The 21,294-nt window shown below is 60.9% G+C and carries 22 protein-coding genes and 1 pseudogene; 3 read left to right on the forward strand and 20 right to left on the reverse strand.

What is annotated here, in order from left to right:
- Positions 1–303: 303 nt before the first annotated feature.
- The 11 genes and pseudogenes from KGB29_RS28850 to ubiE all read right to left on the reverse strand — a co-directional run bounded on the left by KGB29_RS28850 (position 304) and on the right by ubiE (position 8,492).
- Entirely contained in the window at positions 304–1,176 is an 873-nt protein-coding gene (locus tag KGB29_RS28850) for a methyl-accepting chemotaxis protein (RefSeq protein WP_371918066.1), read from the reverse strand.
- A pseudogene (locus KGB29_RS28855) lies at positions 1,159–2,220 on the reverse strand (methyl-accepting chemotaxis protein); the annotation flags it as partial. The pseudogene KGB29_RS28855 and the gene KGB29_RS28850, both read right to left, overlap by 18 nt.
- A gap of 222 nt (positions 2,221–2,442) precedes the next feature.
- Positions 2,443–3,150, reverse strand: a complete 708-nt coding sequence (locus KGB29_RS11460) for a 16S rRNA (uracil(1498)-N(3))-methyltransferase (RefSeq protein WP_102672209.1) — start codon at positions 3,148–3,150, stop codon at positions 2,443–2,445.
- Positions 3,147–3,941, reverse strand: coding sequence for a twin-arginine translocase subunit TatC (gene tatC, locus KGB29_RS11465; RefSeq protein WP_057712372.1), 795 nt, complete (start codon positions 3,939–3,941; stop codon positions 3,147–3,149). Before tatC ends, KGB29_RS11460 begins: the two co-directional genes overlap by 4 nt.
- A complete protein-coding gene (gene tatB, locus KGB29_RS11470) occupies positions 3,938–4,381 on the reverse strand; it encodes a Sec-independent protein translocase protein TatB (RefSeq protein ID WP_150811974.1) in 444 nt (147 codons plus the stop codon). Before tatB ends, tatC begins: the two co-directional genes overlap by 4 nt.
- 10 nt (positions 4,382–4,391) lie before the next feature.
- A complete protein-coding gene (locus tag KGB29_RS11475) occupies positions 4,392–4,664 on the reverse strand; it encodes a twin-arginine translocase TatA/TatE family subunit (RefSeq protein ID WP_057712370.1) in 273 nt (90 codons plus the stop codon).
- Between the two features lie 25 nt (positions 4,665–4,689).
- On the reverse strand, positions 4,690–5,022 hold the full coding sequence (locus KGB29_RS11480) for a phosphoribosyl-ATP diphosphatase (RefSeq protein ID WP_007975564.1): 333 nt from the start codon (positions 5,020–5,022) through the stop codon (positions 4,690–4,692).
- Positions 5,015–5,416 (reverse strand): phosphoribosyl-AMP cyclohydrolase, encoded by a 402-nt coding sequence (hisI, locus tag KGB29_RS11485; protein WP_007989281.1) that lies wholly within the window; start codon positions 5,414–5,416, stop codon positions 5,015–5,017. The genes KGB29_RS11480 and hisI overlap by 8 nt, the downstream gene beginning before the upstream one ends.
- Positions 5,417–5,497: 81 nt before the next feature.
- Complete coding sequence (gene ubiB / locus KGB29_RS11490; RefSeq protein WP_154910313.1) at positions 5,498–7,102, reverse strand: ubiquinone biosynthesis regulatory protein kinase UbiB; 1,605 nt, start codon at positions 7,100–7,102, stop codon at positions 5,498–5,500.
- Entirely contained in the window at positions 7,099–7,722 is a 624-nt protein-coding gene (locus KGB29_RS11495) for an SCP2 domain-containing protein (RefSeq protein ID WP_057712368.1), read from the reverse strand. The genes ubiB and KGB29_RS11495 overlap by 4 nt, the downstream gene beginning before the upstream one ends.
- Positions 7,722–8,492, reverse strand: a complete 771-nt coding sequence (ubiE, locus tag KGB29_RS11500) for a bifunctional demethylmenaquinone methyltransferase/2-methoxy-6-polyprenyl-1,4-benzoquinol methylase UbiE (RefSeq protein WP_007975568.1) — start codon at positions 8,490–8,492, stop codon at positions 7,722–7,724. The genes KGB29_RS11495 and ubiE overlap by 1 nt, the downstream gene beginning before the upstream one ends.
- Positions 8,493–8,647: 155 nt before the next feature.
- Here ubiE and KGB29_RS11505 point away from each other — a divergent pair, with 155 nt between their 5' ends.
- The 3 genes from KGB29_RS11505 (at position 8,648) to KGB29_RS11515 (ending at position 10,436) form a co-directional block, all read left to right on the forward strand.
- Complete coding sequence (locus tag KGB29_RS11505; RefSeq protein ID WP_150811973.1) at positions 8,648–8,923, forward strand: polyhydroxyalkanoic acid system family protein; 276 nt, start codon at positions 8,648–8,650, stop codon at positions 8,921–8,923.
- A gap of 243 nt (positions 8,924–9,166) precedes the next feature.
- Positions 9,167–9,589 (forward strand): phasin family protein, encoded by a 423-nt coding sequence (locus KGB29_RS11510; protein WP_057712367.1) that lies wholly within the window; start codon positions 9,167–9,169, stop codon positions 9,587–9,589.
- A 10-nt stretch (positions 9,590–9,599) separates the two neighbouring features.
- Entirely contained in the window at positions 9,600–10,436 is an 837-nt protein-coding gene (locus KGB29_RS11515) for a phasin family protein (protein WP_154861190.1), read from the forward strand.
- Positions 10,437–10,628: 192 nt separating this feature from the next.
- On the opposite strand, the gene KGB29_RS11520 is transcribed toward KGB29_RS11515, so the two are convergent.
- The 9 genes from KGB29_RS11520 to argS all read right to left on the reverse strand — a co-directional run bounded on the left by KGB29_RS11520 (position 10,629) and on the right by argS (position 21,249).
- The gene (locus tag KGB29_RS11520) at positions 10,629–11,249 is read right to left on the reverse strand and encodes a TetR/AcrR family transcriptional regulator (protein WP_057712365.1); all 621 of its coding nucleotides are present in this window, start codon (positions 11,247–11,249) and stop codon (positions 10,629–10,631) included.
- 59 nt (positions 11,250–11,308) lie between these two features.
- Positions 11,309–12,991 (reverse strand): class II poly(R)-hydroxyalkanoic acid synthase, encoded by a 1,683-nt coding sequence (gene phaC / locus KGB29_RS11525; protein ID WP_154910315.1) that lies wholly within the window; start codon positions 12,989–12,991, stop codon positions 11,309–11,311.
- Positions 12,992–13,106: 115 nt separating this feature from the next.
- Positions 13,107–13,961, reverse strand: a complete 855-nt coding sequence (phaZ, locus tag KGB29_RS11530; RefSeq protein WP_057712363.1) for a poly(3-hydroxyalkanoate) depolymerase — start codon at positions 13,959–13,961, stop codon at positions 13,107–13,109.
- A 156-nt stretch (positions 13,962–14,117) separates the two neighbouring features.
- A complete protein-coding gene (gene phaC / locus KGB29_RS11535) occupies positions 14,118–15,797 on the reverse strand; it encodes a class II poly(R)-hydroxyalkanoic acid synthase (RefSeq protein ID WP_150811970.1) in 1,680 nt (559 codons plus the stop codon).
- Between the two features lie 259 nt (positions 15,798–16,056).
- Positions 16,057–16,428, reverse strand: a complete 372-nt coding sequence (locus KGB29_RS11540; RefSeq protein ID WP_057712361.1) for a gamma-butyrobetaine hydroxylase-like domain-containing protein — start codon at positions 16,426–16,428, stop codon at positions 16,057–16,059.
- 213 nt (positions 16,429–16,641) lie between these two features.
- Positions 16,642–17,979: an HslU--HslV peptidase ATPase subunit gene (gene hslU, locus KGB29_RS11545; RefSeq protein ID WP_150811968.1), complete on the reverse strand. Its 1,338-nt coding sequence runs from the start codon at positions 17,977–17,979 to the stop codon at positions 16,642–16,644.
- A gap of 54 nt (positions 17,980–18,033) precedes the next feature.
- Positions 18,034–18,564 carry an ATP-dependent protease subunit HslV gene (gene hslV / locus KGB29_RS11550; RefSeq protein ID WP_007975582.1) on the reverse strand — a complete coding sequence of 177 codons (531 nt, stop codon included), beginning with the start codon at positions 18,562–18,564 and terminating at the stop codon, positions 18,034–18,036.
- Positions 18,565–18,797: 233 nt separating this feature from the next.
- A complete protein-coding gene (locus KGB29_RS11555; protein WP_057712359.1) occupies positions 18,798–19,511 on the reverse strand; it encodes an SPOR domain-containing protein in 714 nt (237 codons plus the stop codon).
- A gap of 1 nt (position 19,512) precedes the next feature.
- Positions 19,513–21,249, reverse strand: coding sequence for an arginine--tRNA ligase (gene argS, locus KGB29_RS11560; RefSeq protein WP_102672218.1), 1,737 nt, complete (start codon positions 21,247–21,249; stop codon positions 19,513–19,515).
- Between the last annotated feature and the right edge of the window lie 45 nt (positions 21,250–21,294).

Raw genomic sequence — 21,294 nt, forward strand, 5'->3', positions numbered from 1 at the left:
GCGGCTACTCATCGAGGGCCGAGCGTTGTTAGCGCAACGCTCACTACGAGCCCGGATACATTAGCGCAAGCCAGCTTTACCGAAAACAGCCCATGGGGTTGCAGGAGATGGGCTGACCATACATTTTTATGGCTTGAAGTTTGTTCTTGAGCTTGCACCCGATTCTGTAACTGCAGCGTCTGGTCGATCGCTTTCACTTTGACGTTCATGCGATTAACGCAACACTGTCGAGCCCCTGTGGGAGCGGGCTTGCCCGCGAAGGCATCACCTCGGTCTTTAGTAGGCCGAGGCATACGGATCACCTCAAACCCTGAACTTGCCCACCAGCATCTGCAAATGCGTCCCCAACCGCGCCAGCTCAACGCTGGACGCCGCGGTCTCTTCACTGGCTGCCGAGGTCTGATCCGACACGTCACGCACATTCAGCACACTGCGGTTGATCTCCTCCGCCACGGCGCTTTGCTGTTCGGCAGCCGCGGCGATCTGCTGGTTCATCGCCTGGATCGCCGACACCGTGCGGGTGATGCTTTCCAGTGAGCCACCGGCGCGGCGGGTCAGTTCGACGCTGCTGTCGGTCAGGGTGCGGCTGTTGTCCATGATGGTCGCCACTTGCTGGGTGCCGTTTTGCAGGCCTACGATCAGTTCCTCGATCTCTTCGGTGGACTTCTGTGTGCGCTGGGCCAGGCTGCGGACTTCGTCGGCGACCACGGCAAAACCGCGCCCGGCCTCACCGGCACGGGCGGCTTCAATCGCGGCGTTGAGAGCCAGCAGGTTGGTTTGCTGGGCCACGGACTTGATCACGTCGAGCACGCTGCCGATCTTGTCGCTTTCGCGCTTGAGTTCGCCCATGGCCTCGGTGGAGTGACCGACTTCCGCGGCCAGGCGTTCGATCTGGGCGATGGCTTCGCCGACGACTTTGTCGCCCTCCCGGGCCTGCTGATCGGCGGCGACGGCGGCTTCGGAGGCTTCTTCGGCGTTGCGCGCAACTTCCTGCACGGTGGCGGCCATTTCGTTCATGGCGGTTGCGACCTGATCGGTTTCGACCTTCTGACTGTTGACCCCGGCGCTGGTCTGCTCGGTGACGGCAGACAGCTCTTCAGCGGCGCTGGCGATCTGCGTGACGCCATCGCTGATGCCGCCGATCAGTTCGCGCAGACCTTGGGTCATGCTTTGCATGGCCCGCTGCAACTGGCCGAGTTCGTCGCGGCGCTGCGATGTCAGGTTGTGCGTCAGGTCGCCACTGGCGACGCGCTGGGCCACGATCAGGGTCTGGTTCAATGGAATGATGATCTGTCGGGTGATCGCCCAGGCGGCCAGCAGGCCGAAGGCGATGGCCAGCACGGTGGCGAGGGTCAGCATGTTCTTGGCATGGGCGGCGTCGGTGTCACGCACGACGGTTTGCGAGACGGTGAGTTTCTGGCTCATGTCCAACAGGATGTCGCCTTGGGTGGACATGCGTGCCAGGGCCTTGGCGCTGGCCACCTGGGAGTCGCGGAACTGGCTGACGGCGGCGCGATAGGCCTTCAGCGAGTCAGTTGCCTGTTGCAGGTTGGCGATGTGTTCTTCGGGCAGTTTGGTCGGCAAACTCTCGAGGTTCTTCAGGGCGTTGTCGATCGCGTCGAGGGCTGGCTGTTCGGCTTCGCTCTTACCGCTGTAGGTGTAGCCGCGAACCTGGAAGCGCGCTTGCTGGATCAGTTTGCTCAGGTCGATCACGCTGTTGAACGCCGCTACGCTGTCACCTTGCAGCATGGATTTTTCCACTTCGGCGACGCGGGCCACGGCATTGTCGGCAGTGGCGCCGAGTTTGCTGCGGGCGTCTTCACGCTGGGCGCCGGCCTGGGTCATGTCGTTGAAGGCGCGGCGGTATTCGGCGACAGCGGCCAGTTGTTGATCGACCATGGCCGTATCGGCCGGTTGCTCGATCAGGCCTCGGGCGGTCTGCAGGCCGCTTTCGAGTTTGCCCAACAGATCGTTGACGGCGCCGGGACCTTGTTCGCCGCGACGCATTTCGTAATCCTGGCGTGCAATGCGCAGGTCCTTGGTCAGGTCGTTGAGGCTGGCGATGAACCCCAGCTTATCGCCGCGGCTGGTCACGCCGCTCAGGCCGCTCCAGCCGGTGAAGGTGATCAGCAGGGTCAGCAGCAGCACCAGACCGAAGCCGATCCCCAGCTTGCGTTTGACGCTGACGTTTCCCAGATTCTCGGCTAGCCATTGGTACATGCTGAAACTCCCCGGACCACAATTTGGTTTTATGGGGGGTGTATCGGCAGGAGGGCTGGATTCTGTAGGTGACTCCCGATGTACGGGCAAGTGATCATCTGTGGCAAATGTTGACCTGTGGGAGCGAGCTTGCTCGCGATGGCGTTGTGTCAGGCAACATGGATGTCGACTGTTAATCCGCTATCGCGAGCAAGCTCGCTCCCACAGGGACAGTGTCTGGATTTAAAAGAGGCGTGCCAGCAGCGCGGTCACGGCGGTTTCGACGCGAAGGATGCGCTCGCCCAGTTGCACCGGTTGCAGACCGGATTTGCCCAGCAGGTCGATCTCGTAGGGAATCCAGCCACCCTCTGGGCCGATGGCCAGGGTCACCGGTTCGCTGAGTGCGCGAGGGCAGGGCGGGTAATTGCCCGGATGCCCCACCAGGCCGAGGGTGCCTTCGGTCATCGCGGGCAGACGGTCTTCGACGAAGGGCTTGAAGCGCTTCTCGATCACGACTTCCGGCAACACGCTGTCCCGCGCCTGTTCCAGGCCGAGGATTAACTGCTCGCGAATCGCCTCTGGCTCCAGGAACGGGGTCTGCCAGAAGCTCTTCTCGACGCGATAGCTGTTGACCAGCACGACCCGTGGCACACCCATGGCCGCCACGGTCTGGAACACCCTGCGCAGCATCTTGGGCCTTGGCAGGGCCAATACCAGGGTCAATGGCAGCTTGGCCGGTGGTGGCTGGTCGAGGGTGACGCGCAATTCCGCTTCGTCGGCGTCCAGGCGCAGTACTTCGGCCGAACCCATCAAGCCGCCGATTCGCCCGACGCGCATGCTGTCACCGACTTCGCAGCGGTGGACTTCCTGCATGTGGGTCAACCGGCGATCACGCAGGATCGCGCGGTCGGCCGCAATGAAATCGGCCTCTTCGAGGAGCAGCAGGTTCACGCTTGGGTCGCTGGCGGCTGGTCGTTGTGATCGTCAGCCGGTTGGTCTTCCGGGTGGTCGCCGCGCTTGCTGATCAGGCTGCCGAACAGGATGCCGATCTCGAACAACAGCCACATCGGAACGGCCAGCAGGGTCTGCGAGAAGATGTCCGGCGGCGTCAGGATCATGCCGACCACGAAGCAGCCGATGATCACGTACGGACGGATTTTCTTCAGGTATTTGACATCGACCACGCCGATCCACACCAGCAGCACCACGGCCACCGGAATCTCGAACGCTACGCCAAAGGCGAAGAACAACGTCATGACGAAATCGAGGTAACTGGTGATGTCGGTCATCATTTCCACGCCGGCCGGGGTGGCGGCAGCGAAGAACTTGAAGATCAGCGGGAACACCAGGAAATAGGCGAAGGCCATGCCGGCGTAGAACAGAAAGATGCTGGAGACCAGCAAGGGCACGGCGATGCGCTTTTCATGCTTGTACAGGCCGGGGGCGATGAAACCCCAGATCTGGTGCAGGATCACCGGAATGGCCAGGAACAGCGAGACCATCATCGTCAGCTTCAGTGGCGTCAGGAACGGCGACGACACGTCAGTGGCAATCATCGTCGCGCCAGCGGGCAGGTATGCGCGCAACGGCGTGGAGACGAAGGTGTAGATCTGCTGGGTGAAGGCGAACAGCCCGGCAAAGATGATGAAGATCGCCGCTACGCAGCGCAGCAGACGGGTACGCAACTCGGTGAGGTGCGAAACCAGCGGCATGTGCTGGTCGTTTTCAGGGAGATCGCTCATGGGGCTCGCGGCGGCAAAGTGGTGTCATTGGGCGCTGGCGTTGTCGGCGCGGCGGCTGGAGCAACGGGTTCAACCGGCATCGCTGCCACAACAGGCGCAGGTTCCGCCGTCGGAGCAGGTGTCGGGTCGACAGCCGCGGCAGGCGCAAGAATCGTCTGCGTACCCACATGTTCCACCGGCGTCGGCTCCTGCTGGGTCGGCGTGAAGATTTTCCGCGCCTCCTGCTCAAGCGACAGGATGTGCTCGTTGTGCAGTTGCCGACGAATCTCGTCGGCACCGATTTCACGTTCAACTTCCTGTTTGATTGCGTTGAAGCTGCGCTTCAGGCGCCCGACCCACAGGCCGGCGGTGCGCGCAGCGCCCGGCAAGCGCTCGGGACCCAGCACCAGCAGGGCGACGAGGCCGACGAGCAGCAGTTCAGAGAAGCTGATACCAAACATTAGTCAGTGCTCACACGTCTTTGCGGATCGGCTCTTCGACTTTCTGTGCCTGCACGTCGATGGTGTGCGGCTGGTTCACGGATGCCTGTGGCTGAACCGGAGGAACCGGTTGGGCCGGGGTCGCGTTCGGGTCGGCCGGTTTTTCATCGTCGTTCATGGCTTTGCGGAAGCCCTTGATCGACTCGCCGACGTCAGTGCCGAGGTTTTTCAGTTTCTTGGTGCCGAACACCAGTACCACGACAACCAGGATGACGACCCAGTGTTTCCAGTCAAAAATGCCCATGCTGCTGCTCCTCTCTAATAGTTATTCAGGCGGACGGGCGCGAGGCTTTCTCGGCGTGTCCGGAGAGACCGAAACGACGGTCCAGTTCATCGAGTACAGCCTGTGGATGCTGCCCCAATTGGGCGAGCATGACCATGCTGTGGAACCACAGGTCGGCGGTTTCGTAGATCACATCGCTGCAGTCGCCGCTGACGGCGGCGTCCTTGGCGGCGATGATGGTTTCGACCGACTCTTCGCCGACTTTTTCCAGAATCTTGTTCAAGCCCTTGTGGTACAGGCTGGCGACATACGAGCTGTCGGCGGCGGCGCCTTTGCGCTCCTCCAGTACCTCGGCGAGGCGGGTGAGAGTGTCACTCATGTTTGTGCCCTGCGGAATAGATGGCGTGCGGATCTTTCAGGACCGGGTCGACGGTTGTCCAGTCGCCGTTCTCATAGACGCGGTAGAAGCAGCTCTGGCGGCCGGTATGACAGGCGATGTCACCGATCTGTTCGACCATCAGGATGATGACGTCGGCGTCGCAGTCCAGGCGCATCTCGTGCAGGGTTTGCACGTGGCCGGACTCTTCGCCCTTGCGCCACAGCTTGCCACGGGAACGTGACCAGTAAATGGCACGGTTCTCGGCAGCGGTCAGTTCCAGTGCTTCGCGGTTCATCCAGGCCATCATCAGGACGCGCCCGGTCTTGTGATCCTGGGCAATGGCCGGCACCAGGCCGTCAGCGTCCCACTTGATCTCGTCCAGCCAGTTTTTCATCTTCGACTCCGACAGCGGGCTCGACACTTCAATAGCCGAGCTCAGGCGTTCAAACAGTGTGCCAGTCGTTCACACAACTGGCTATCGGCGCACGACCAGATACAAACCGACCGCCATCATGATTCCCGCCGGCCAATAGGCCAACTGGTTCAGCGGTCCGCCAGCGGCAAGGACGGCGCCACCGGCCAGATGGGCCGTACCGAGCAGGCGCAGGAACCAGTCGTCACGGCGTCGATGCCACGGTGGCGGCGGGTCGTAGGCGTGGGGTTGGGACATGCGTTCGAGCAGGTCGCGGGCCATGTTGGCCAGGTGCGGGATCTGTTCGAACTGGCTGTGCACGTTGCCGAGCAGGGCTTTGGGGCTGACCCGCTCGCGCATCCAGCGTTCGAGGAATGGCTGAGCGGTGTTCCACAGATCGAGGTCCGGGTACAGCTGACGGCCCAGGCCTTCGATGTTCAACAGGGTTTTTTGCAGCAGGACCAGCTGTGGCTGCACTTCCATGTTGAAGCGGCGCGCAGTCTGGAACAGGCGCATCAGCACCTGACCGAAGGAAATATCTTTTAACGGTTTTTCGAAGATCGGCTCGCACACGGTACGGATCGCCGCTTCGAATTCGTTGAGCTTGGTTTCCGCCGGCACCCAGCCCGAATCGATGTGCAACTGCGCCACGCGACGGTAATCGCGCTTGAAGAAGGCGAACAGGTTGCGCGCCAGGTAATCCTGGTCTTCCGGGGTCAGGCTGCCGACGATGCCGCAGTCGATCGCAATGTACTGCGGGCTCCACGGATTCACGGTGCTGACGAAAATGTTGCCGGGGTGCATGTCGGCGTGGAAGAAACTGTCGCGGAACACCTGGGTGAAGAAAATCTCCACGCCACGCTCGGCGAGCATTTTCATGTCCGTGCGCTGGTCGGCCAGAGTCGCCAGATCGGTAACCTGAATACCGTAGATGCGTTCCATCACCAGCACTTTCGGCCGGCACCAGTCCCAATAGACTTGCGGGACGTACAGCAGCGGCGAGCCGTCGAAGTTGCGCTTCAACTGGCTGGCGTTGGCCGCCTCGCGCAGCAGGTCGAGTTCGTCGTAGATGGTTTTTTCATAATCGCTGACCACGTCCACCGGGTGCAGCAGGCGCGCATCGGCCGAGAGTTTTTCGGCGGCGCGGGCGAGGATGAACAGCCACGCCAGGTCCTGGGCAATCACCGGTTTGAGGCCCGGGCGGATCACCTTGACCACCACTTCTTCACCGGTTTTCAGTTGCGCGGCGTGCACCTGCGCCACCGAGGCCGAGGCCAGCGGTTCGACGTCGAAACGGCTGAAGACTTCGCTGATTTTCTTGCCCAGCTGTTCTTCGATCAGCTTGACCGACACTTGCGAGTCGAATGGCGGTACGCGGTCCTGCAGCTTCATCAGTTCGTCGGCGATGTCCTCGGGCAACAGGTCGCGGCGAGTGGACAGGATCTGCCCGAACTTGATGAAGATCGGCCCCAGGTCCTGCAACGCCAGGCGCAAACGCGCGCCACGGCTCAGGTCCAGGGTCTTGCGCGGAAACCAGCGCCACGGCAAGGCGTAACGCAGCGCCCGTAAGAACCAGGGCAGCGGCAGGGCGAACAGCAGGTCATCGAGGCGGTAGCGGATCACGACGCGCTGGATGCGCAACAGACGGCGGACGGCAAGCAGCTTCATGCGTTATCGCTTGGGTCGAGGGATCGGGAAAGGCGCTCGAAACGCGCCTCGAGACGTTCAAGATCAAGCTTGATCTGGTCCAGTTCACTGAATCGCGCTTCGGCTTCGCGCTGACCGACGAGGGTGCGCGATTCTTCGGCCAGGTATTCGCCCAGGTTCTGGTTGAGGCTGGCGAACCCTTGCTGATACCAGCGGGCGCGGCTGCGCAGGTGACCGCCGACCAGTTGCGTGGCCACAGGTCCCAGCCAGCGCGAGAGTTCGTACTCCCAATCCAGCTCCAGGTCCTGGAGGATCGCCGCCAGTTCCAGCAGCACGCCGCTGTCGCCGTCGAGTTCGACTTCAGGGGCGTGCAGGACCGAGGTCTTGTCCTTGCTCATCGCCAGTTTCAACAGGCTCGAGGCCGGTGCACGCAAGGTGCAGTCGGCGCCGGTTTCCCACTGGGAGGCGAGCATCAGGCCTTCGTCGCTGGGCAGGATGAACAGTTGCAGCACCGGGCTGCGGCAATCGACGGCAATCACTTTGCCGGTCAAATGCGCCAGCCGCGGCAGCGCCGTGCTGTCGAGACGCAGCACCCGGTTCAGGCCGAGTTCAACGCTGGCGAGCAGGCCGGCGAGCAGCATCAGGGCTTGATGCCGCGGTGCAGGGCAACGATGCCTGCGGTCATGTTGTGATAGGTCACGCGGTCGAAACCGGCCTCGACCATCATCGACTTCAGGGTTTCCTGGTTCGGGTGCATGCGGATCGATTCGGCCAGGTAGCGATAGCTTTCCGAGTCGTTGGTGATCAGCTTGCCCATCAGCGGCATGAAGGCGAACGAGTAAGCATCGTAGGCCTTGGACATCAGTGCGTTGGTCGGCTTGGAGAACTCCAGTACCAACAAGCGGCCGCCCGGCTTGAGCACGCGCAGCATCGAGCGCAGGGCATCTTCCTTGTGGGTCACGTTGCGCAGGCCGAAGGCGATGGTCACGCAGTCGAAATGGTTGTCCGGGAACGGCAGTTTTTCCGCGTCGGCCTGGACGAATTCGACGTTGCCGGCCACACCGAGGTCCAGGAGGCGGTCACGACCGACCTTGAGCATGGATTCGTTGATGTCGGCCAACACGACCTGGCCGGTAGGGCCTACCAGGTGCGAGAATTTTCTGGTCAGGTCGCCAGTGCCGCCGGCGATGTCGAGCACGCGGTTACCGGCACGAACGCCCGACAGTTCGATCGCGAAACGCTTCCACAGACGGTGCATGCCGCCCGACAGAAGGTCGTTCATCAGGTCGTACTTGGCGGCTACCGAGTGGAAAACCTCAGCGACTTTTTCCGCTTTCTGGCTTTCCGGAACGTTTTTGAAGCCGAAGTGAGTGGTGGGTTCGGCATCGCTGCCTTTGCGCTGATCAGTCATATCGCTGTCACCAAAAGAGAATGCGCGACATTCTAATCCCCAAGGCATGCTTTGTCTTGGCAAGGCTGAAGGTAAGATGGGCAACCATCGGGACGTTTTGACGCAGCAGAGGTCAAGATGCCTCGGGAAAGCATCCATAAAGCAGGAGTCATTTGATGGCCCGTATTAGTGTTGAACGTGCCCATGGCCTGGGTAAGGAAGCAGCTCGCGAGAAGGCCGACAAGCTGGCGCAGAAACTTTCCGATCAGTATGGCCTGGAGCCGCAGTGGTCCGGCGACACCCTCAACCTCAAGCGCTCGGGTGTGAAGGGTGCGGTGCATGTCAGTGAAGATTCGATCAAGGTCGACGTGGAACTGGGCCTGATGATGTCGGCCATGAGCGGCATGATCAAAGCGGAAATCGAAAAGGCACTCGACAAGGCCCTGGCCTGATTTCCGAATGAAATCACATCTCCTGTGGGAGCGGGCTTGCTCGCGAAAGCGGTATGTCATTGAGCATTTATGTCGACTGACACACTGCCTTCGCGAGCAAGCCCGCTCCCACATTTGTTTTGTGGTGCCTCTGCTGTTTATGTCAGTTGTTAGGGTGCCGTTTCTAATTTTTCTCCCTACTTTGTGCCAGAGCCCGACACTTTCCCGGGCAGTTCCTCAAACCTTCTGCGCGTGAGGTGCACCATGGCCAAAGTTATTTTGAAGAAAAAAATCGACCCGTCGACCGGCACGCTGGGCGACGTCAAATCCTATGCCCGCAAGATCTGGCTGGCAGGCCTGGGTGCCTACGCCAAGGTCGGCCAAGAGGGCAGCGAGTACTTTCAGGAGCTGATCAAGGCTGGTCAGGTTGTTGAAAAGAAAGGCAAAAAGGTAGTCGCTGAGAAGCTTGAAGCGGCCAATGCCGAGATCGATGAAGCCAAGAGTGAAGTCAGCACTTTCAAAGGCAAGGTCGAGGTTCAACTCGACAAGGTCGAGAAGGCGTTCGACACGCGTGTCGCAAGTACCTTGAATCGTATCGGTATTCCGTCTAAACATGACGTTGAGACACTCTCTGCTAAGCTCGATGAGCTGACGGCATTGCTCGAACGTGTCGCGCGTAAATCTTAAGGAGAACGGGATGGCTGTTAAAAAGAAAACCGAAAAAGAAGGCAGCTCGTGGATCGGGAAGGTTGAAGATTACTCCCGAAAAATCTGGCTGGCTGGTTTAGGCGTGTACTCGAAGATCGACACTGACGGCAGCAAACTCTTCGATGCATTGGTTAAGGACGGCGAGAAAGCCGAGAAGCTCACCAAGAGCGCTGTTGGCAAGACTGTCGACGCCGCCAAGGACTCCGCTTCTTCGGCCAAGTCGCGCATCAGCGGCGTGAAAGATCGCGCACTGGGCAAGTGGGATGAGCTGGAAGGTGCTTTCGACAAGCGTCTGAACAGCGCCATTTCGCGTCTGGGCGTACCGAGCCGCAACGAGGTCAAGGCACTGCACAGCAAGGTCGAAACCCTGACCAAGCAAATCGAAAAACTGACCGGTGCCAAGGTTGCGCCTGTTGCGGCGAAAACCGCGGCAGCCAAACCTGCTGCCAAAACCGCAGCCAAGCCACTGGCAAAAGCAGCGGCTAAACCTGCTGCCAAGCCTGCGGCTAAAACTGCAGCCGCCAAACCGGCCGCAGCCAAACCTGCAGCCAAGCCGGTGGCTGCAAAAGCCGCCGCCAAACCAGCGGCTAAACCGGCCGCCAAGCCAGCTGCGAAAACTGCAGCGGCCAAACCCGCTGCGGCGAAAAAACCAGCGGTGAAAAAGCCGGCAGCTCCAAAGGCCGCCGCGCCAAAACCAGCAGTGGCAGCTGCCAAACCGGCAACGCCGGCAGCTCCGGTCAGCGCTTCGAACTCCGCTACCGCACCGACCCCTGCGGTCACCCCGACTGTCGCGCCAGCTCCATCGACGCCAACCAGTCAGTCCTGATTTTCAGGGCTCAAGAAAACGCCCGGCCTGTGAAGGTCGGGCGTTTTTGTTTGTGTGCGAATCTCTGACCGACACAAGCCCAATGTGGGAGCGAGCTTGCTCGCGATGAGGCCATCACATTCAACATTGATGTTGGCTGATTCGCCGCCATCGCGAGCAAGCTCGCTCCCACAGGGTTGGTGGGTGTCAGGGTTATTCGTGGTCTTCCAGGTACTCCATCGCCATCTGTTCGGTCGCAGCCTTCATCGATGGCAGCAGGTGCGGCGCCACCAGCATCATGATCTGGTAAACCACCAATCGCACCTCGCCCTGACGATCAAGAATCCGCTGATAGTCCAGTGAGAAAAGCAACGTCATGGTGATCTGCTCCACCAGTTGCCCCAGTGCCTGGGTATCGCTGACCAGCAGCCCTTGCGCCTTCAATCGTGCCAGCAGCGACGCCAGTGTGCGCTTGAGTGCATTGAGCAGATTGCGAATGCCCTTGGCCAGTTTCGGCAGGCGCCCGGCGAGGTTCGACAGATCCTGGAACAGGAACCGGTAGTGGGACAGGCGTTCGACGATCAGGTGCAGGAACAGCCAGTATTCTTCGGGTGCCAGTTCGGCATCGGCCGGTGGATCGAGCAAGGGAGCCAGTTCGCCCTGGAAACGCTCGAACAGCCCGAGAATCAGAGGCTCCTTGCCGTGGAAGTGGTAGTAGAGGTTGCCCGGGCTGATGCCCATCTCATTGGCAACTTCCATGGTGGAGACATTCGGTTCGCCCTTCTGATTGAACAACTGCAGGGCACATTCGAGGATCCGGTCGCGGGTTTTCATCCAGTCTTCTTAATGATCGGGTCTTGCCACGGCCGACAGTGGCCGTGGCTCGTTGAACGTCAGCGCACGCGCACGTAAGTACCGGGTGCTGCCTCCATCGGTGGATAGTTCTGGTTGCCGAGCGCCATGTGGGTTTCCTTCTGCGCACCGGAGCGTTCCTGAATCCAGCCAAGCCATTGGGTCCACCAACTGCCATCGACACGCTTGGCGTCGTAGTACCAGGCCCGTGGGTCGCTGCTGAATTTGTCGTTCTCGACGTAGTTGGCTTTCGGGTTGCTCGGCGGGTTGAGGATGCTCTGCACATGGCCGCTGTTGGACAGCACGAAGCGCCGCTCGCCACCGAGCAACAGCGTCGAGCGATACACCGCGTCCCACGGCGTGATGTGATCGTTGATGCCGGCGACGCTGAAGCTGTCGACGGTGACCTTCTGCAAGTCGATCGGCGTGCCACACACTTCCAGGCCGCCCGGGTGAGTCAGCGGGTTGTGCTTGAAGAAGTCCAGCAGGTCACCATGCAGGGCGGCCGGCAGGCGCGTGTTGTCGTTGTTCCAGTAGAGAATGTCGAACGCCGGTGGCTCCTTGCCCAACAGGTAGTTGTTGACGAAGTAGCTCCAGATCAAATCGTTGGGGCGCATCCAGGCGAAGACCTTGGCCATGTCGCGGCCGTCCAGTACACCTTTCTGATAGGAGCGGCGTTTGGCGGCTTCCAGAGTCTGTTCGTCGGCGAACAGCGTTGCGGGGCTGTCCATCTGGCTGTCGAGCAGGCTCACCAGGTAAGTTGCGCTGGACACCCTGCGCAGCTGCCGTTTGGCCTGCAGGTGTCCTTGCAGCGCGGCGATGGTCAGACCGCCGGCGCAAGCGCCCATCAGGTTGACCTCCCGTGCGCCGGTGATCGCCCGGCAGACATTCATGGCCTCTTCTACGGCTTCTACGTAGGTCGAGAGCCCCCATTCGCGGTGACGCACATCCGGGTTGCGCCAGCTGATCATGAAGGTTTGAAGGCCGTTTTTCAGCGCGTACTGGACGAAGCTGTTGTGGGGGCTCAGGTCGAAAATGTAGTACTTGTTGATTTGTGGCGGCACCACCAGCAGGGGCTTGGAATACTGCTTTTCGCTCATCGGTTTGTACTGGATCAACTCCAGCAGTTCGTTGCGAAACACCACGGCTCCGATGGAGGTGGCGACCGTCTTGCCAACCTCGAATGCTTGCTTGGTGACTTGCCGGGGCAGGCCGTCGTTGTGCAGCAGATCGTCCACCAAATGGCTGATGCCACGTACCAGGCTGTTACCGCCGGAATTGAAGAGCTCCTTGACCGCCAGTGGATTGAGCAGGGTGTTGGAGGGTGATACGGCGTCGTTGAGCAAGGTGAACGCAAAGTGGGCACGGGCGCGGTCGTCCGGGCTCATGTCGCTCTCGTCGATCCAGCTCTTGACCTGTTTCTGCCAGCTAAGATAAGCCTGCAGGCTGCGCCGATAAAACGGGTTGAGGCTCCATGCCGGATCGGTGAAGCGAGCGTCCTGCGGGTTGGTCGGGTGCAGGGTTTCGCCCAGCAGCACACGACCAAGTTGGCCGCCGAGTTTGAGGGCATGTCGGGCACTGTGCACCGGATTGCGCAAGCCATGGGCGGCCACACTACGCAGGGTCGATAACAGATCCCGACCGCGCAGGCCGGTAATCGCACTCTGTGCATTGATGAACGCGGCGGGAGTCGGTAAGGAATCCCTCGCTGGTTTCTCGCGCATGAGTCAACACTCCTTCGTCTTCAGGCTAAAAACAAACACACCGAACCAGAACACCATAGACGCTGTAACGGGTTGTTGCGCGGCGTGGCGTCCTGCCGGCCGCTGACGCAGCGGTTTAGCTGCCCAATGGCGCCGGACGCGGATGCATCACCGCGCGCTGGCGCTCCTCCTCCAGGAATTTCATGATGATCGGGGCCACCGCTTCGGCCCGGGTAATCAGGAACAAATGCCCGTCATCGATGATGTGCAACTGGGCGTTGGGGATCCGCCAGGCCAGCAAGCGCATGTTGACCAACGGGATCAGCGGGTCATCGTCGCCGGCCAGTACCAGGGTCGGCTGGCGGATCTTGTGCAACCAGTGGATGCTGGTCCAGCCGAGGCCGGCGAACAGCTGCCAGTAGTATCCGAGCTTGCCCGCTGAACGCACCTTGGCCGCATGGCTCGCGGCCAGCGTCGGGTCGCGACGGAAAGCGCCGCCGTAGATCATCGGCGCAATGCGGATCACGTGGGACGGTTGGATGTAGCGTCGCGGGCTGGCCATCATCCACAGCACTTTCGGCTTGCCCGGTACCATCACCGCACCCGCCGCCGTTGCCGCCAGCACGAGTTTCTTGCAGCGCTCCGGATAGTCGTAGGCGAACTGTTGAGCCAGGGCGCCCCCCCAGGACACGCCGATGACGTTGACCTGTCCGTAGTCGAGATAGTCGAGCATCCGCGCTGTGAGCTTCGCAAGGCTCGGAAAACGATACGGCCGGTTTGGTGTCGACGAACCGCCGACGCCGGGTACGTCGAAGGCGATGACTTCCAGGTCCGGGTCCAGTGCCGCGATGAACGGGAACACCAGCTCCAGGTTGGCGCCGATGCCGTTGAAAATCAGCAGGGGCGTCAAGTGAGGCTTGCCGGGGCGTACCGCCGTGCGGAGCGTCTGGCCATCCAGATCGACGGTACGGAAAATGAAGGGTTGCGGCATGCTTCTGGCCCTGTGGGTCGCTTTCTCAAATTCTTCCTCGATCCCCTTGTGGGAGCGGGCTTGCTCGCGAATGCGTCAGGTCAATCGACATCAATGTTGAATGATCTATCGCTTTCGCGAGCAAGCCCGCTCCCACAGTAGGGCGAGGTGTGTCAGTTACCGCTCATGCACGTAAGTGCCCGGTGCGGCTTCCCCTTCCGGGTAGGCCTTGTTGCCCAGTTTTGCCGGTGCTTTTTTCAGGTTGCCCGAACGCTGTGCCTGCCACGCCTGCCAATGCAGCCACCAGGAGTCGGCGTGCTTGGTCGACTCTTCCTGCCAGTCATCGGCATTGACGGGCATTTCAGTGCTGGTCATGTAGCGCGATTTCGGATTGCCCGGCGGGTTCAGAATGCTCTGGATGTGTCCGCTGCTGGACAGCACGAATTCAACGTTGCCCCCGAACAGTTGCGCCGACTTGTAGCAGGAGCGCCACGGGGTAATGTGGTCGCTGGTGCCGGCCAGCGAGAAGATGTCGGCGGTGACCTTCTTCAGATCGATCGGCGTACCGCACACTTCCAGTGCATCGGCACGGGTCAACGGGTTACTTTTGAACATCTCGATCAGGTCGCCATGGAACGCGGCGGGCAACCGGGTGGTGTCGTTGTTCCAGAACAGAATGTCGAATACCGGCGGCTCGTTGCCCAACAGGTAGTTGTTGACCCAGTAGTTCCAGATCAGGTCGTTGGGGCGCATCCAGGCGAAGACTTTCGCCATGTCGCGACCTTCGAGTACACCGGCCTGGTACGACTGGCGCTTGGCGGCTTCCAGGGTTTGCTCGTCGACGAACAGGGCTACGTCGCTGTCCAGGGTGGTGTCGAGCACGCTGACCAGCAGGGTCAGGGCGTTGACCTTGTTCTCGCCGATTGCCGCGTAGTGGCCCAGCAGCGCGGTGCAGGTGATGCCGCCGGAGCAGGCACCGAGCATGTTCACGTCTTTGCTGCCGGTGATGGCGGTGACCACATCAACCGCTTCCTTGAGCGCTTCGATGTAGGTCGACAGGCCCCACTCGCGCTGCTCCTTGGTCGGGTTGCGCCAGCTGACGATGAAGGTCTGCATGTTGTTGCGCAGGCAGAACCGCGCCAGGCTCTTTTCCGGGCTCAGGTCGAAAACGTAGAACTTGTTGATCTGCGGCGGTACCACCAGCAGTGGGCGTTCATGCACCTGCTCGGTGATCGGCTTGTACTGGATCAGCTCCAGCACGTCGTTGCGAAAGACCACCGCGCCCTCGGTCACACCAAGGGTCTTGCCGACCTCGAATGCACCCATGTTGACCTGGCTCGGCATGCCGCCGTTATGCACCAGGTCCTTGGCCAGGTGCGAGAGACCGTCGAGCAGGCTCTTGCCACCGGTTTCGAAGAAGCGCTTGACCGCCGCCGGGTTGGCCGCCGTGTTGGTCGGCGCGAAGGCCTCGGTCATGAGGTTGATCACGAAGTGCCCGCGGCTGACGTCCTTGGCCGGCAGGTTGCTGTCGTCGATCCAGTCGTGGAGTTCCTTGCGCCACGCCAGGTAGGTTTGCAGATAACGTTTGTAGAGCGGGTTCTGGCTCCAGGCCGGATCCGCGAAACGACGGTCATCGCTGGTCGGTAGCAGCTCGGATTTGCCGAGCAGCACGTTCTTGAGTTCCAGTCCGAAATGAGCGACATGCCTGGCGCTGTGAATCGGTTGCTTGATGGCCTGCCTGAGCACCATTCGAGCAGAAGCCAGTAGATCCTTTCCACGCAGTCCAACGACAGGATTCAGCCCCAAGGTGTTTTCCGAGGCTTGACTCTTCAAGTCATCGTTATTCTTGTTACTCATCTACGACGCTCCATTGTCCTGAGACGAGTACCGGGTCCTGCTGTGTAGTCACACAGCCAATGCCAGGTACTACTGCTCGGGGTGACCGTTAATACTGCATCGCTGCTTTTTTAATGCAGAGAGCACTGCAGGGAACTTGCCAGTTCCATTGGTTACCCGAGTTTAATTTTTTTCGCAAGCAGGCCAATCGGCGGCCCTGGAGCGGAGCATTCAAACAGATGAAATTAGAAAATGCCCTCTAAAGAGCAAGAGGCTCGGATTAGAGCATCAGTCTGACGACGGATTCGTTCGGGTCGCGGGTTTTTCCGGCGGCTTTTAGCTCGGCCAGATAATCTTCCCAGAGTGCGTCATAACGTCGCCCCAGCTCGTACAGATATTCCCAGGTGAACAAGCCGCTGTCGTGGCCGTCGTCGAAGGTCAATTTCAGTGCGTACTGACCGGCGGGTTCTACCTTGGTCAGTCCTACGTTGATCTTGCCAAATTGCAGGATGGGTTTGCCGTGGCCCTGGACCTCGGCGGAAGGAGAGTGCACGCGCAAGAACTCGGCGGGCAGGGTGTACTCCTCGCCGGACGCGTATTTGAGCGTCAGGGTTTTCGAGGCTTTGTGCAGCTTGATGTCGGTGGGGATCATGGCCAGATGTCCGTCTTGTGCAGAACCTTGTGGGAGCGAGCCTGTGGCGAGGGGGCTTGCCCCCGTTCGACTGCGAAGCAGTCGTAAAACCGATCACCGCATTCTGATTCAGGATCGCGGTGGCTGGTTTTAGGTGCGCTTCGCGCCCCAACGGGGGCAAGCCCCCTCGCCACAGGCTCGCTCCCACAGGATCTCTATCGCTGTAAGTATGGCTTACAGGATATAACGGGACAGGTCTTCGTTCTGCGCCAATTCGCCCAGGTGGCTGTTGACGTAGTCGGCGTCGATCTGGATCACCTTGTCGTCATGGGCGCTGGCCAGGTCGCCGGCGCTGAACGACACCTCTTCGAGCAGGCGCTCGAGCAGGGTGTGCAGGCGACGGGCACCGATGTTTTCGGTTTTCTCGTTGACCTGCCAGGCGATCTCCGCGATGCGCTTGATGCCGCTCGGCTGGAACTCGATGCCCAGGCCTTCGGTTTTCAGCAGAGCGCAGTATTGCTCGGTGAGCGAGGCGTGAGGCTCGCTGAGGATGCGTTCGAAATCCTCAGGGGTCAGGGCCTTGAGTTCGACACGGATCGGCAGACGGCCTTGCAGCTCGGGCACCAGGTCGCTCGGCTTGCTCAGGTGGAACGCACCCGAAGCAATGAACAGGATGTGGTCGGTCTTGACCATGCCCAGCTTGGTGTTGACGGTGCAGCCTTCGATCAGCGGCAGCAGGTCGCGCTGCACGCCTTCGCGGGACACATCGACGCCACCGGAATTGCCACGCTTGGCGACCTTGTCGATTTCGTCGATGAACACGATGCCGTGCTGCTCGACCGCTTCCAGGGCCTTGGCCTTCAACTCTTCATCGTTGACCAGGCGACCGGCTTCTTCGTCGCGCACCAGCTTGAGCGCTTCCTTGACCTTGAGCTTGCGGGCTTTCTTCTTGCCCTTGCCCATGTTGGCAAACAGGCTTTGCAACTGGTTGGTCATTTCTTCCATGCCCGGTGGCGCGGAGATATCGACGCCGGTCATTTCGGCGACCTCGATTTCGATCTCCTTGTCATCCAGCTGACCTTCGCGCAGGCGCTTGCGGAACAGCTGGCGGGTGTTGGAGTCGGCAGTCGGGGCGTCGTCGCTGCTGAAGCCCATGCGTGCCGGTGGCAGCAGGGCGTCGAGGATGCGCTCTTCGGCGGCGTCTTCGGCGCGGTGGCGAACCTTGACGATTTCCTGCTCGCGCAGCAGCTTGATCGCAGCATCGGCCAGGTCACGAATGATCGATTCGACGTCGCGGCCGACATAGCCGACTTCGGTGAACTTGGTCGCTTCGACCTTGATGAACGGTGCATTGGCCAGTTTGGCCAGGCGACGGGCGATCTCGGTTTTACCGACGCCGGTCGGGCCGATCATCAGGATGTTCTTCGGCGTTACTTCAACGCGCAGCTCTTCAGGCAGCTGCATGCGGCGCCAGCGGTTGCGCAGGGCAATGGCGACGGCGCGCTTGGCATCGTCCTGGCCGATGATGTGGCGGTTGAGTTCGTGGACGATTTCACGGGGAGTCATGGACATAATATTCAGTGGACCTCAAGCAAGAATGAGCCGTGGTGCGATGGCTGCACGGGCTTACTCGGCGCAGTCCTGCTCCTCAATGGTCTGGGTGTGGTTGGTGAATACACAGATGTCGCCGGCGATACCGAGGGCGGTTTCGACGATTTCCCGGGCTGACAGGTCGGTTTTTTTCAGCAGCGCGCTGGCCGCGGCCTGGGCGTAGGCGCCACCGGAACCCATGGCGATCAGGCCGTCTTCGGGCTCAACCACATCGCCGTTGCCGGTGATGATCAGGGAGGCGTCCTTGTTGGCGACCGCGAGCATGGCTTCAAGGCGGCTCAGGGAGCGGTCGGTGCGCCATTCTTTGGCGAGCTCGACGGCGGCGCGCACCAGGTGACCCTGGTGTTTTTCAAGCTGGCCTTCGAAACGTTCGAAGAGGGTAAAGGCGTCGGCGGTGGCACCGGCAAAACCGGCGATGACCTGACCGTGGTACAGGCGGCGAACTTTTTTCGCGTTGCCTTTCATCACGGTATTACCAAGGGAAACCTGGCCGTCGCCGCCCATGACGACTTTGCCGTGGCGGCGAACTGAAACGATGGTGGTCAAGGGAAGAGTCTCCACGCAGCGGGGCGAAAATGCCTTATGCCCATTCATATGGGGGTGCTGGAGTGGATTTCAACTGTAGGACGCGGCGGGGGACGAGCGGTGTGAGTCAGATGGAGTCTGTGGTGTTTACCAGGGCGCCTTCGCGAGCAAGCCCGCTCCCACATTGGAATGCGGTCGAATGTGGGAGCGGGCTTGCTCGCGAAGAACGATGACGCGGTGTCTGGGGCAATCGATCAGCGGCTCTGGCGTTGTTGTAACAACAAATTGCTGAAGCCTGCGCCCGCCAATTGTTTCTGCGCGGTGGTCAGTTGCTCGCGGTTGCTGAACGGACCGACCAGAACCCGATACCAGGTTTCGTCTTTCACCGTGCCGGACTCAACCGCCACGGCCTGGCCCAGCAGGATGATCTGCGCCCGCACCTTGTCCGCATCAGTCTCTTTGCGGAACGAGCCAGCCTGCAGGAAAAACTTCGTCACAGGCGCAGCCTTGACCGGTGGTGCAGGAGGCGGAGTAATCCCGGCCAAGGCAGCCTGGGCCCGTGCGGTGTCGATCTTCGCCGCTTCGGCCGGGGTGACCGGCGTGGTCGGGATGGCAGGCACTTGCGGCGTCGGCAGGGTTTTTTCCGGCACGGCATCCGGCGGCACGATGACTTCCGATTCCGGCAGCAAGGTGTAGAAGTCGTACTTCGGCTTCACCGGTTGCGTCGGGCTCGGCGGGGTCTTGTTGGCCTCGGCGATCTTGCTGGCTTTCTGCTGTTGCTGTTGCTCGACCTTTTCACGCTTGACCGTGTCGCTGCCCTTGCCCGGCTCCAGTTTCATCAAGAACACAAGGAACGCACCGACCGTGAGGCCGATGACCATCCACAACCAACCCGGAATCGGTTGCTTTGCAGGAGCTTGGTAACGGCTGGCGCCACGCTTGGGTGCAGGTTTTTTCTTGGCAGCCAACTTACATACGCTCCAGAGTTTCCAGGCCCAAGAGTTCCAGGCCTTGCTTGAGGGTGCGTCCGGTCAGCGCGGCGAGGCGCAGGCGGCTCTGCATTTGTGCCGGGGTATCGGCGGCGAGGATCGGGCAGTTCTCGTAGAAGCTGGAGAACAGGCCGGCGACGTCGTACAGGTAAGTGCAAAGGATGTGCGGGGTGCCTTTTTCGGACACGTTGTTCAGGATTTCACCGAACTGCGCAAGCTTCGCCGCCAGTTCATGTTCGTGCGCCGCTTCGAGGACGATCTGGCCTTCGACTTCGCTGAAGTCCTTGCCGAGCTTGCGGAACACGCCGGCCACGCGGGTGTAGGCGTACAGCAGGTACGGCGCGGTGTTGCCTTCGAAGTTGAGCATCAGGTCGAAGTTGAAGCTGTAGTCGCTGGTGCGGTGCTTGGACAGGTCGGCGTACTTCACTGCGCCGATGCCCACCACCTTGGCGATGTTGCGCAACTCGGCTTCGGCAAGTTCCGGGTTCTTGTCCTTGACCAGGGTGTAGGCGCGCTCCTGGGCTTCGGTCAGCAGGTCGATCAGCTTCACGGTGCCGCCATCACGGGTTTTGAACGGACGACCGTCCGCGCCGTTCATGGTGCCGAAGCCCATGTGTTCCATTTCCATCGGATGGGTCACGAAACCGGCCTTGCGCGCCACGGCGAACACTTGCTGGAAGTGCAGGGCCTGACGCTGGTCGACGAAGTACAGCGCACGATCGGCCTTGAGCTTGCCGCTGCGGTAGCGCACGGCCGCCAGGTCGGTGGTGGCGTAGAGGTAGCCGCCGTCAGCCTTGACGATGATCACCGGCAGCGGGTCGCCGTCGGCGTTCTTGAACTCGTCGAGGAACACGCACTGGGCGCCGTTGCTCTCGACCAGCATGCCTGCGGCCTTCAAGTCGTTGACCACGTTGATCAGGTCGTCGTTGTAGGCGCTTTCGCCCATCACGTCGGCCATGGTCAGTTTAACGTTGAGCAGTTCGTAGATCTTCTGGCAGTGGGACAGCGAGATGTCCTTGAACTTGGTCCACAGGGCCAGGCAATCGGCGTCGCCGGCCTGCAACTTGACCACCAGGCCACGGGCACGGTCGGCGAACTCTTCGGATTCGTCGAAGCGTTGCTTGGCGGCACGGTAGAAGTTCTCCAGGTCCGACAGCTCGTCGCTGGTGATCGGGTTTTCCTGCAGGTAAGCCATCAGCATGCCGAACTGGGTGCCCCAGTCGCCGACGTGGTTCTGACGGATCACGGTGTCGCCGAGGAACTCCAGCACGCGGGCCACGCCGTCGCCGATGATGGTCGAGCGCAGGTGACCGACGTGCATCTCCTTGGCCAGGTTCGGCGCCGACAGGTCGACCACGGTGCGCTGCACCGGGCCGGCCTTGCGCACGCCGATGTGGGTGTCGGCCAGGGCCGCGTCCAGGCGTGCGGCCAGGGCGTCGGTGTTCTGGAAGAAGTTCAGGAAGCCCGGGCCGGCGATTTCGGTCTTGGCGACATTTTCGTCAGCCGGCAGGGCGGCGATGATTTTTTCCGCCAGGTCGCGGGGCTTCATGCCGGCGGGCTTGGCCAGCATCATGGCGATGTTGCTGGCGAAATCGCCGTTCTTCTTGTCGCGGGAGTTTTCCACCTGGATCGCCGGCGACAGGCCTTCAGGCAACACACCTTCGTTGACGAGTTGGGTGATGGCTTGTTGGATCAGCTGGCGAATGGTGTCTTTCATGGTCTTCTCTTTCGACCGCAGGTGCGGCGGCGCATCATGCGCTGG

The sequence above is a fragment of the Pseudomonas sp. BF-B-30 genome (genome assembly GCF_019956305.1).
GTDB lineage: Bacteria > Pseudomonadota > Gammaproteobacteria > Pseudomonadales > Pseudomonadaceae > Aquipseudomonas > Aquipseudomonas jessenii.

What these genes read in the sequence shown, in the direction of transcription:
- KGB29_RS28850 (WP_371918066.1), bottom strand. Translation starts at nt 1,176, where the DNA reads ATGCAAAGCATGACCCAAGGTCTGCGCGAACTGATCGGCGGCATCAGC.
- tatC (WP_057712372.1), bottom strand. Translation starts at nt 3,941, where the DNA reads ATGAGCGATCTCCCTGAAAACGACCAGCACATGCCGCTGGTTTCGCAC.
- tatB (WP_150811974.1), bottom strand. Translation starts at nt 4,381, where the DNA reads ATGTTTGGTATCAGCTTCTCTGAACTGCTGCTCGTCGGCCTCGTCGCC.
- KGB29_RS11475 (WP_057712370.1), bottom strand. Translation starts at nt 4,664, where the DNA reads ATGGGCATTTTTGACTGGAAACACTGGGTCGTCATCCTGGTTGTCGTG.
- KGB29_RS11480 (WP_007975564.1), bottom strand. Translation starts at nt 5,022, where the DNA reads ATGAGTGACACTCTCACCCGCCTCGCCGAGGTACTGGAGGAGCGCAAA.
- hisI (WP_007989281.1), bottom strand. Translation starts at nt 5,416, where the DNA reads ATGAAAAACTGGCTGGACGAGATCAAGTGGGACGCTGACGGCCTGGTG.
- ubiB (WP_154910313.1), bottom strand. Translation starts at nt 7,102, where the DNA reads ATGAAGCTGCTTGCCGTCCGCCGTCTGTTGCGCATCCAGCGCGTCGTG.
- KGB29_RS11495 (WP_057712368.1), bottom strand. Translation starts at nt 7,722, where the DNA reads ATGCTGCTCGCCGGCCTGCTCGCCAGCGTTGAACTCGGCCTGAACCGG.
- ubiE (WP_007975568.1), bottom strand. Translation starts at nt 8,492, where the DNA reads ATGACTGATCAGCGCAAAGGCAGCGATGCCGAACCCACCACTCACTTC.
- KGB29_RS11505 (WP_150811973.1), top strand. Translation starts at nt 8,648, where the DNA reads ATGGCCCGTATTAGTGTTGAACGTGCCCATGGCCTGGGTAAGGAAGCA.
- KGB29_RS11510 (WP_057712367.1), top strand. Translation starts at nt 9,167, where the DNA reads ATGGCCAAAGTTATTTTGAAGAAAAAAATCGACCCGTCGACCGGCACG.
- KGB29_RS11515 (WP_154861190.1), top strand. Translation starts at nt 9,600, where the DNA reads ATGGCTGTTAAAAAGAAAACCGAAAAAGAAGGCAGCTCGTGGATCGGG.
- KGB29_RS11520 (WP_057712365.1), bottom strand. Translation starts at nt 11,249, where the DNA reads ATGAAAACCCGCGACCGGATCCTCGAATGTGCCCTGCAGTTGTTCAAT.
- phaC (WP_154910315.1), bottom strand. Translation starts at nt 12,991, where the DNA reads ATGCGCGAGAAACCAGCGAGGGATTCCTTACCGACTCCCGCCGCGTTC.
- phaZ (WP_057712363.1), bottom strand. Translation starts at nt 13,961, where the DNA reads ATGCCGCAACCCTTCATTTTCCGTACCGTCGATCTGGATGGCCAGACG.
- phaC (WP_150811970.1), bottom strand. Translation starts at nt 15,797, where the DNA reads ATGAGTAACAAGAATAACGATGACTTGAAGAGTCAAGCCTCGGAAAAC.
- KGB29_RS11540 (WP_057712361.1), bottom strand. Translation starts at nt 16,428, where the DNA reads ATGATCCCCACCGACATCAAGCTGCACAAAGCCTCGAAAACCCTGACG.
- hslU (WP_150811968.1), bottom strand. Translation starts at nt 17,979, where the DNA reads ATGTCCATGACTCCCCGTGAAATCGTCCACGAACTCAACCGCCACATC.
- argS (WP_102672218.1), bottom strand. Translation starts at nt 21,249, where the DNA reads ATGAAAGACACCATTCGCCAGCTGATCCAACAAGCCATCACCCAACTC.